This is a genomic window from Caballeronia choica (assembly GCF_001544535.1).
GTDB lineage: Bacteria > Pseudomonadota > Gammaproteobacteria > Burkholderiales > Burkholderiaceae > Caballeronia > Caballeronia choica.
Map to the genome: position 1 here is coordinate 1 of NZ_FCON02000216.1, position 8831 is coordinate 8831.

The following is an 8831-nucleotide window of genomic DNA, read 5'->3' on the forward strand; positions in this document are numbered from 1 at the left end:
AACGGGCTAGCGGCGCATGGCAAGGATTGGCGGTGGAAAGCTGCTTTCTTTGCTTACTTTCTTTGCAGCAGCAAAGAAAGTGAGTCCCGCCCCGGACAGGGGCAGAGCAAATAGACCGCAAAGAAAACAAGTTCCACAGAAGCCCGAGCGCATCAAACGGTGTAAACAACGGCACCTCAACCCCAACCCCAACCCCAACCCCAACCCCAAGCGCCAGCGCCAACACTCACTCATCCATTGCCCTCATATACCCCACAAACCCCGCCTCCGCGAGCGCACCCCTCACCCGCGCCAGTTCCCGCCGCACGGCTTCACCCTCCTGCCCGAGCAGCACATCGGCCAACACCCGCCCGCGCGCCGCGAACAACATCGCCCACGGCAGCGGTTCAGCCCGCGTATAGTCCTCCAGCGCCTGCGCATAACGCCGCGCGCCAGCCGCATCGCCCCCCACGAGCATCGCCTCGATCGCATCGCGATAGAACCACAGATGGTTGTGCCCCACCGCCCCCTGACGCAACAACTCGGCGCCTTGCGCAAGCAGCCGCTCCCGCTCCGCAGGATCATCGACCGCACGGCTTAACGCGCTGAGCGCCTTCGGTCCGCTGAACTGCGTGCCCACCTCGTGACAGATCTCCAGCGCGTCGCGCAGCAGCCTGACGGCGCGTTCTCGCTCGTTCGTCTGAATGAACAAGCGGCCCTGGACTTCCAGGTTCTGCGCCTCGAAACGCCGCGCGCCAAGCTGACGAATCAGCCGCATCTCGCGGTCGAGATGCAGGCGCGTCTCTTCGACATCGCCAAGCTCCAGGGCGACATACACGCCAGCCGTCTCACCGAGCATCTCGGCGCGCGGCTGGCCGACGAGCGCGGCGGCGCGCGTCGCCGCCAGCCCGTCCTCGCGTGCCTGCCGCGCTTCGTTCAGATACATGCGGCTGAAACCGACCATCGACCGGTTCGCCACCTCGATGCGCCCCAGTCCATGCTCCCGGCTCAATTCGACGCAGCGGCTGAAGTGCTCGAACGCCGTGCGCATGCGGCCCTGCGCATACGCGGCATCGGCGAGACCGCCCAGTGCGCGCGCCTCCGCTTCCGGCGAACCGGAACGCCGCGCGTGAGCAAGGCCGCGTTCGTGCTCGTCCCGGCAGCCGTCGATCCTGCCAAGCGGAAACAGGATGTTCCCGCGCAGATGATGCAAGCGCGCTAGTTCGGCCACCATGTCGTGGCGTTCCGCGACCTGCTGGGCCGCGTCGAGCAGCGACTGCGCTTCGGCAAGTCCCTCGCTCACTCGCAGACTCTCCGCAAGCCCGAGTTGCGCGCGGCACAGACACGCTTCGTCGGGCGCGCTCGCCACCTCCGCGCGATAGGTGTCGGTCGATGCGGCGATGTCGCCCAGATCGCGCTGCAACTCGCCCTTGAGACAGTTGAGCGCGTGGCGGTCGGCGTGCGCGCTTGCCTGAACGGCAAGTTGCAGGCCGCGCGCGATCAGGCGCAACGCGGCATCGGGCAGCCACGCGGCGCGCTGCGCGAGCGCCGCGTCGAAGTAGGCACGCGGCGCGTGCGCGTCCTCGGCGCGGTCGAGGTGCTGCGCGCGCAATACCGGGTCGCTCGCCGCGAACCAGTCCGCCGCCCGCCGATGCAGTTCGCGCCGGCGCGCTCGCAGAAGCGTCGAGTACGCGCCCTCCTGGATCAACGCATGCGCGAACAGGAAGTCGTCGCCTTCGGGCAGCACGAGCGCGTTCGCGACGAGCCCGTCGCACACGTAATCCGGTGCATCGATCAGCCGTCTCAACAGCGCGAGCCCGAAGCGCTGGCCGATCACGGCGGCCGCCTGGAACGCCTGCCGGTCGAGCGCGGGCAGGCGGTCCATGCGCGCGAGCACGAGGCTCTGGATCGACGCGGGCACGGCTTCGCCACGTCCTTCCTCCGCGTTCCTCAGCAGCTGTTCGAGAAAGAGCGGATTGCCGTCCGCGCGTTCGATGCACGCGAGCGCGACGCGCTGGGTCGCATCGATGAAGCTGTCGGCGAGATTCATCGCCTCGTCGCGGCGCAGCGGGCCGAGGTCGATCGTCGCGAATGGCGTACCGCGACAACCCGCGCGCCAGGCGGCATCGAGCGGATCGCCCTCGACGCGCGAGGTCATCACGAGCAGCCCCGGCCCGTTGGCGACGGCGGCCGCCATCGCGGAGAGAAACCCGAGCACTTGCGGATCGGCCCAGTGCACGTCCTCGACGACGATCATCGCCGGACCGCGCCGGCAGGCGCTCTGCGCGAGCGCCGCGACGAGCGCACGCTTGCCGCGGTTGCGCGCGGCGTTGTCCATCGCGTCGTAGAGCGTGCGCCGCTCGCCCGTCTGCGGCAGGTCGAGCAAGTCGTGCAGGAACATGAGCTGATCCGCGCCGACATCGCCCGCGGACACCACGCTTTCCGCCGCCGCGCGCCGTTCCTCTACGCCCGCTGCCGGCGCGAGTCCGAGCACGCTGACGACGATCGAGCGCACCGGGTCCTGGCCTCGGCCCATGCCGAAGTCGAGCACGCGGCCGTGATGGATCGCGAAGCCGAGCGGCTCGGCGAAACGCCGCATCTCGTCGACGAGACGCGACTTGCCGATGCCCGCCTCGCCGCGCACATACACGGCCTGTCCCGCGAGCGCCGCCACGCACGCGCGCGCGATGCCCCGGAATTGTTCGAGCTCCGCCTTGCGGCCGACGAAGAGACTGCGGCTGCTGCTGACGTTCGCGCGTTCTCCCTCGATGCCCGTGAGGCGCCACACACGCACGGGCGCATCGATGCCCTTGAAGCGCAGGTCGCCGAGCGCGTCGGCGCTGACGGATTCGCCGAGCGCACGATGCACGCCGTCCGCGATGAGCGTCTCGCCGGGGCCGGCGGCATCGACGAGCCGCGCGGCGAGATTCACGGAATCGCCGATCACGGTGTAGTCGTGGAAGCCCGCGCGGCCCTGCGCGCCCGCGATGACCTCGCCGCTCGCGATGCCGATGTGCGCGACGAGCGGACGCCCGCCAGACTTGTTCAGGTTCGCGAGCGCCGCGTGGATGTCGAGCGCGGCGCGGGCGGCGCGCAACGCGTCGGTATCGTGCGCACGCGGGGCGCCGAAGAGCGCCATCACGGCGTCGCCGATGTGCTTGTCGACGGTGCCGCCGAGGCCGAGCACGATGTCGTCGACGAGCGCCGTGTAGCGGGCGATGCGCTCGCTCAGATCTTCGGCGTCAAGCGTGCGCGACAGAGCGGTGAAGCCGCACAGGTCGGCGAACAGGATCGTGACCTGGCGGCGCTCGCCGGGGGCGGGCGCCGTCGCGGACACGGGCGACAGCGCGCCGCGCTCGACGATTGCCGCGAGGATGCGCTTGCGATGTCCGAGCGACGCCACCCCGAGCTCCTTGAGGTCCGCGTCGTCGAGTTGCGCGAGCATGTCGGGATCGACGTCGTTGTCGGCGAACGCGCGTGCGTATTGACCGAGCCCGAGGGCGTCGAGCCATTGACCGATGTCCATCGCCTTTGCCTTGGCCTTAGCGTCTTCACGTCGGATGAATCGGACGGCGCCCGTTGCGTCATCCCCTGACAATACAGTGTAGGTCGCGCCGCCCGCTCCCGATATGCGTTGCCGTGCGCTGGAAATTGACATGCCGGCGCGACGCGGCGGATACTCGTCGTCGAACAGTCTTTCATCGAAACCTGCATCCCGTCGACGCTCGCGGCGTTTTCACCCGGTCGCGCAGACATCGATCGACACGACCGCGCAGCAACCCCAGCACCGTCCCGCACTCGCCCGGAGAGCGCCGTGAAGCCAGGCAGCGCAGGTTCAGCCAGCGATCTTCGTGCACGCGCGCGCCTTGCGCGCGTGATCGGCGACCTGAGCGCCGGCACGATCTCGACGCTCGTCATGCTGTGCTACGCGATGAGCCTCGGCACGATGATCTTCAGCGCCGACCTCGCGCGCTATGCCGAACTCGGAGTGCCGACCGCGCTCGTCAGTTGCGTCGTGACGGCGCTCGTGATTGCGCTGACGAGTTCGATGCGCATGAACATCGGCGGCCCCGACAGCAATGCGACCGCGTTCCTCGTGGGCGTCGCGGCGGGCGTCGCGAGCAGCGTGCGCGCGAACGGCGGATCGCCCGCCGCGATTCTTCTGACCGTGCTGATCTCGATCGCGCTGTGCTCGATCGTGACCGGCATCATCCTCTACGCGATCGGGTCGTCGAGGCGCAGCCGCTCGCTGCAATTCCTGCCGTATCCGGTGATGGGCGGCTTTCTCGCCGGCACCGGGTATCTGCTCCTGACGGGCGCTTTTCGCGTGATGACCGGCCGCGCGCCGAGCTGGCAGACGTTGCCGCTCGTCGCGCAGTTGCACTGGCTCGCGTGGGTGCCGGCGCTGGTCGTCGGCGCGCTCGCGACCATCCTCCACCGCACCTGGAAGCATTCGGCGGTGCTGCCGCTTACGCTGGGCTTCGGCATCGTGCTCTTCTACGTGCTGTTGCATGCCACGGGCATTTCCATCGAACACGCCCGCGACATGGGCTTGCTGCTTCAGCATGTGCCGATGCATGCGTTGCAGATTCCCGAGTTGCATCTGCCCAGTTCGCTCGCAGCGGGCGACGTCGACTGGCACGCGATCGCCGCGCATCTGCCGGAGACGCTCGTGGTCACGTCGGTATCGGCGATCACGATCCTGATGAACTCGACGGCGATCGGCGCGGCCACGGGCCAGGACGTCGACCTGAACCGCGAGATGCGGGTGGCCGGGCTCGCGAACATCGCGAGCGGGATGCTCGGCGGCATGGTCGGCTATCAGTCGTTCAATCGTTCGATGCTCAACGCGCGCGCGGGCGCGACGAGCCGCATCGCGGGCGTGTTCGCCGCGCTTGCGTGTCTGCTGGTGCTGGCGGTGTCGCCGGATCTGGTTGCGCTTTTTCCGGTGCCGGTGCTCGTCGGGCTGCAATTGTTCATGGGACTGCGCCTGCTGATGGACTGGCTTGTCGGCGCATACGGCAAGCTCGACTGGAACGAGTACCTGCTCGTGCCGCTGATCCTTGGCGTGATCGCGTTCTATGGCGTGGTCGCGGGCGTGGTGGCCGGCGTGCTCGCTGCGTGCGTGACGTTTGCGCTGCTGTATGGACGCGTGAGTTGCGTGCGCATGGAGTTCGACGGCAGCACGCGCACGTCCAACGTCGAGCGCACCATCGAGCAGGCGCAGCGGTTGCAGGAGCGCGGCATGCAGGTCTGCGGAACGTGCCTGCAAGGGTTCCTGTTCTTCGGCACCGCGAATTCGATCCTGCATCGCGTGCGCGAGCGCTTGAACTTGAACAAGCGTGCATCGATGCCGGTGCGCTACGTCGTGCTCGACTTCGGCGCGACGAACGGCGTGGATGCTTCGGTGTCGGTGAGTTTCATGAAGCTCGCGCAGGTGTGCGAGGCGCGCAGCGCGGCGCTCGTGCTGACCGCGCTGCCCGCGCGTTCACGCGACCTGCTTGCGCGCACGGGCGCGTTGAGTCTGGGCATCCATGAGTTCGATACGCTCGATGCGGGCCTCGAATGGATCGAGGAACGGCAGCTTGCGGCGGACGCCGGCATCGTGCGAGACGACGAGGCCGATTTTCACGCGACGCTTGCGCATCACTTCACGCCGCATGCGCTCGACCGGTTGCTCGCGCGTCTGGAGATGTGCGAGATCGGCGCGGGCGAGGCGCTCTTCCGGCACGGCGAGCCGGGGGATGCGATGTTTATCGTCGAGCGGGGTCACGTGACGGTGTCGCTGCCGCTTGTCGATGGTCGTTCGGTGCGGCTGCGCTCGTTTGGCCCCGGGACGATCGTTGGAGAGATGGCGGTGTATACGCAGAGGCCGCGCAGCGCGGACGTGATCGCCGACGAGCCCGCGCGTTTATGGCGGCTGTCGCTCGCGGCTTTGCAGGAACTGGAGCGCGACGATCCGACGACCGCGCAGCAGTGGCACCGGTTTGTCGTGAAGGTGATGGCGTCGAGGCTTGCGATCGCGGACGATGCGTTGAGGGTGGCGTTGTGAGGGGGCTGCGCGTCCCCAGCCTTGCGGATCAATAGGGACGAATCGATATCTGGAAAGATGCCGGTGCTTGCCCATTGGCGTCGAGCGGCATGGGACTGGAGCGCGCTACTGCTCGCAAGGCCGCAGCATCCCAGGATTCGTCGCCGCTGCTGCGGACGACGTTCAGCGAGAGGATGGCCCCGGTGGGCGCGCAACGCACTTTGATCGTGGTTTCGCGTGGTCCAGAATAACCTCCCCATACTATGTGGGGTCGCACGCGGCGTTGAACCTTGACCGCGTAGGTATCAGTCGCTCCGCGGGACGCCCCCGTCGGCCCGGAGGCCGGCGTTTCCTTTAGCGCATCCATGGATGCCGACGAACCCGCGGCGTTGTCTACCGCGACTGTATCCGCTTCGGCCGATGCGCAAGGCGTGACCATGATGAGCCATACCGCGCGTGCAATCGTGCGTTTGTTTGGTGTGAGCCAGAGTTTCATTTGAATTGTTATTGGCGGTTCCGGCGTGGGACCGGAACGCTTGATTGACGGGGCTCACAGACGAATAACGTCAGTGACTTATTCTTGCCGTGAACGCTTTATGCTCCGCCCGAGAGAATATTGATGAGCACGGCTGCATTGAACTAGAAAGCTCTGAATTGTCGTGCTCGATGCGACGATCGGCGGCGGTTGGCTCCCGCGTGACGCATGAGCATTGAATTGTCGACGCCGTTGGTCTACCTTCGACCTCACGCGAACTTTCAAGGAGGAACGTCCATGATCCGAAAGAGCGTCGTCGTTTGCGCCATCGCCGCTTGCGTCCTCCTGGCGGCACCGCAAGCGCAGGCGGCGCAAAAGTCGATCGCGGTCGTGAACTGCGCACTGATCGACGATAACGCCGCCTACAACGACGCCGAGATCACGCGCACTCAGAACACGCGGCTGAACATGATCAGCGACGAACTGCGCGACCAGCTCCGCACGCGCGATCTCTTTAAGGTTGCCGATAACGCGCCGGCAAGCGGACTCATCGCGAACTTGCAGTCGTCGCAGGACCTGAACGCGTGCAACGGCTGCGAGCTTCAGATCGGGCGCACGCTCGGTGTCGAGCGCGTGGGCGTGTGCTGGGTGCAGAAGATCAGCAACCTGATCCTCAACATCAACTTGCGCGTCGAGGACGTCGCGACCGGCAAGGCCGTGTTCCAGCGCTCCGTCGACATTCGCGGCAACACCGACCAGTCGTGGCGGCGCGGCGTGAACTCGCTCGTCGACCTGCTCGCCGCGGATAGGGCTGCCACGCACTGATCCGCGCACGGATGCGTGCCGAATGCGCCCATCTCGCCGAATTCGGGAATATCTCCCGCCGTCTGCCATTGTCAAGCGAACGCCTGATGGGCTAACTTGGCTGTCGGGGCTTGCAGATCGCGGCACACCGCGCATGTGCAGCAAAAAACAATACGCTGGAGACGAACATGCCTTTCAGACACACGGCGGCGCATCTCGCGCTGCTCTCGGCGATGACGATGACCACGACGCTCGCCGCAAGCGCCGCGCATGCCGCCACGCCGACGGCCTATGTGACGAGCGAGACGGCGGGCGTCGGCGTCATCGACCTCGACCAGATGACGCTCACCAGGACCATCCCGCTCGGCAAGGACGGCCCGCGCGGCCTGAGCCTGAACGCCGACGGCACGCGGCTCTATGTGGCAAACAAGGGGACGGCCGATCTGTCGGAGATCGACACCTCGACGGGTACGGTTCTGCGCCGCGCGAAGATCGGCAAGAACCCGGAATTCGTGCGCGTGTTCAAGGGTTACGCGTATGTGACCTACGAGCCGGGCGAGGACGGCGGTCCTCCGGGGCCGCCGGGACAACCGCCGAAGGAGGAGAAGGACGACGAGAATTCACCGCCGGCGGAGATCGCGATCGTCGATCTGAAGAGCCTGAAGGTGATTCATTCGGTGAAGAGCGGGCATGAGACGGAGGGCGTCGAGTTCTCTTCCGATGGGCGCGAAGTGCTCGTGACGAACGAAGGCGACGATACGGTTTCGGTGTATCGGGTGGGAACCGGCAAGCCGGTGCGGACCGTGAAGTTGGACAAGGGTTCGCGGCCGCGCGGGATCAAGGCGTCGCCGGATGGCAAGCAGTATGTCGTCACGCTTGAAAACACCAATAAGTTCATCGTGCTCGACGCGCGCGACCTCAAGATCGTGAAGACGGTCGATACGAAGACGGGACCGTATGGCGTCGCGTTCGGGCCGCATGGCAAGCGGCTCTTTGTTGCGGCAGCGCGGGACAAGACGTTGCAGGTGTTCGACGGCAAGACGTATGAACATGTGAGCGACGTGCCGGTGGGGCAGCGGTGCTGGCACTTCAGCTTCACGCCGGACGGGGCGAAATTGCTGCTCGCGTGCGGGCGGTCGAATGCGGTGTATGTGCTCGATGCCGAGAATTATCAGACGATCAAGCAGATCGAGGGGTTGCCGCTTGCTTGGGGGATTGTGACTTATCCGTCGGCTTCGGGGTCGATCGAGTCGAAGTGAGGTCGCTGGCGCTTGGGGTGGGGGTGGGGGTGGGGGTGGGGTCGGGAGGGTACACCGTTTGATGTTTTTGCGCTTCCATGGAACTTGTTTTCTTAGCGGTTTATTTGCTCTGCCCCTGTCCGGGGCGGGACTCACTTTCTTTGCTGCTGCAAAGAAAGTAAGCAAAGAAAGCAGCTTCCCAACGCGAATTCTTGCCATGCGCCTCCAGACCGCTCCCTCGGAGTGGTCCAACCGGGGGAGTGTCGTTAGCGGGGTTTCATCGTTGTTGGCATGTAGAAAAGGC

General features: G+C 66.2%; 6 protein-coding genes. 4 read left to right on the plus strand and 2 right to left on the minus strand.

Features of this window, described 5'->3' with window-relative positions; all coding sequences use genetic code 11:
- Positions 1 to 226 precede the first annotated feature (226 nt).
- Complete coding sequence (locus AWB68_RS40025; protein ID WP_087649717.1) at positions 227 to 3505, minus strand: adenylate/guanylate cyclase domain-containing protein; 3279 nt, start codon at positions 3503 to 3505, stop codon at positions 227 to 229.
- 288 nt (positions 3506 to 3793) lie between these two features.
- Here AWB68_RS40025 and AWB68_RS40030 point away from each other — a divergent pair, with 288 nt between their 5' ends.
- The gene (locus AWB68_RS40030; RefSeq protein WP_087649718.1) at positions 3794 to 6031 is read left to right on the plus strand and encodes a SulP family inorganic anion transporter; all 2238 of its coding nucleotides are present in this window, start codon (positions 3794 to 3796) and stop codon (positions 6029 to 6031) included.
- Positions 6032 to 6059: 28 nt separating this feature from the next.
- Here AWB68_RS40030 and AWB68_RS40035 read toward each other — a convergent pair whose 3' ends face one another.
- Positions 6060 to 6377 (minus strand): energy transducer TonB, encoded by a 318-nt coding sequence (locus tag AWB68_RS40035; protein ID WP_235028770.1) that lies wholly within the window; start codon positions 6375 to 6377, stop codon positions 6060 to 6062.
- Between AWB68_RS40035 and AWB68_RS50965 the strand changes: the two genes are divergently transcribed.
- The 3 genes from AWB68_RS50965 to AWB68_RS40045 all read left to right on the plus strand — a co-directional run bounded on the left by AWB68_RS50965 (position 6376) and on the right by AWB68_RS40045 (position 8548).
- Entirely contained in the window at positions 6376 to 6510 is a 135-nt protein-coding gene (locus AWB68_RS50965) for a hypothetical protein (RefSeq protein WP_268810975.1), read from the plus strand. The genes AWB68_RS40035 and AWB68_RS50965 overlap by 2 nt on opposite strands.
- A 272-nt stretch (positions 6511 to 6782) precedes the next feature.
- The gene (locus AWB68_RS40040) at positions 6783 to 7310 is read left to right on the plus strand and encodes a DUF3280 domain-containing protein (protein WP_087649720.1); all 528 of its coding nucleotides are present in this window, start codon (positions 6783 to 6785) and stop codon (positions 7308 to 7310) included.
- A 167-nt stretch (positions 7311 to 7477) separates the two neighbouring features.
- Positions 7478 to 8548 (plus strand): beta-propeller fold lactonase family protein, encoded by a 1071-nt coding sequence (locus AWB68_RS40045; protein ID WP_087649721.1) that lies wholly within the window; start codon positions 7478 to 7480, stop codon positions 8546 to 8548.
- The last annotated feature ends 283 nt before the right edge of the window (positions 8549 to 8831 follow it).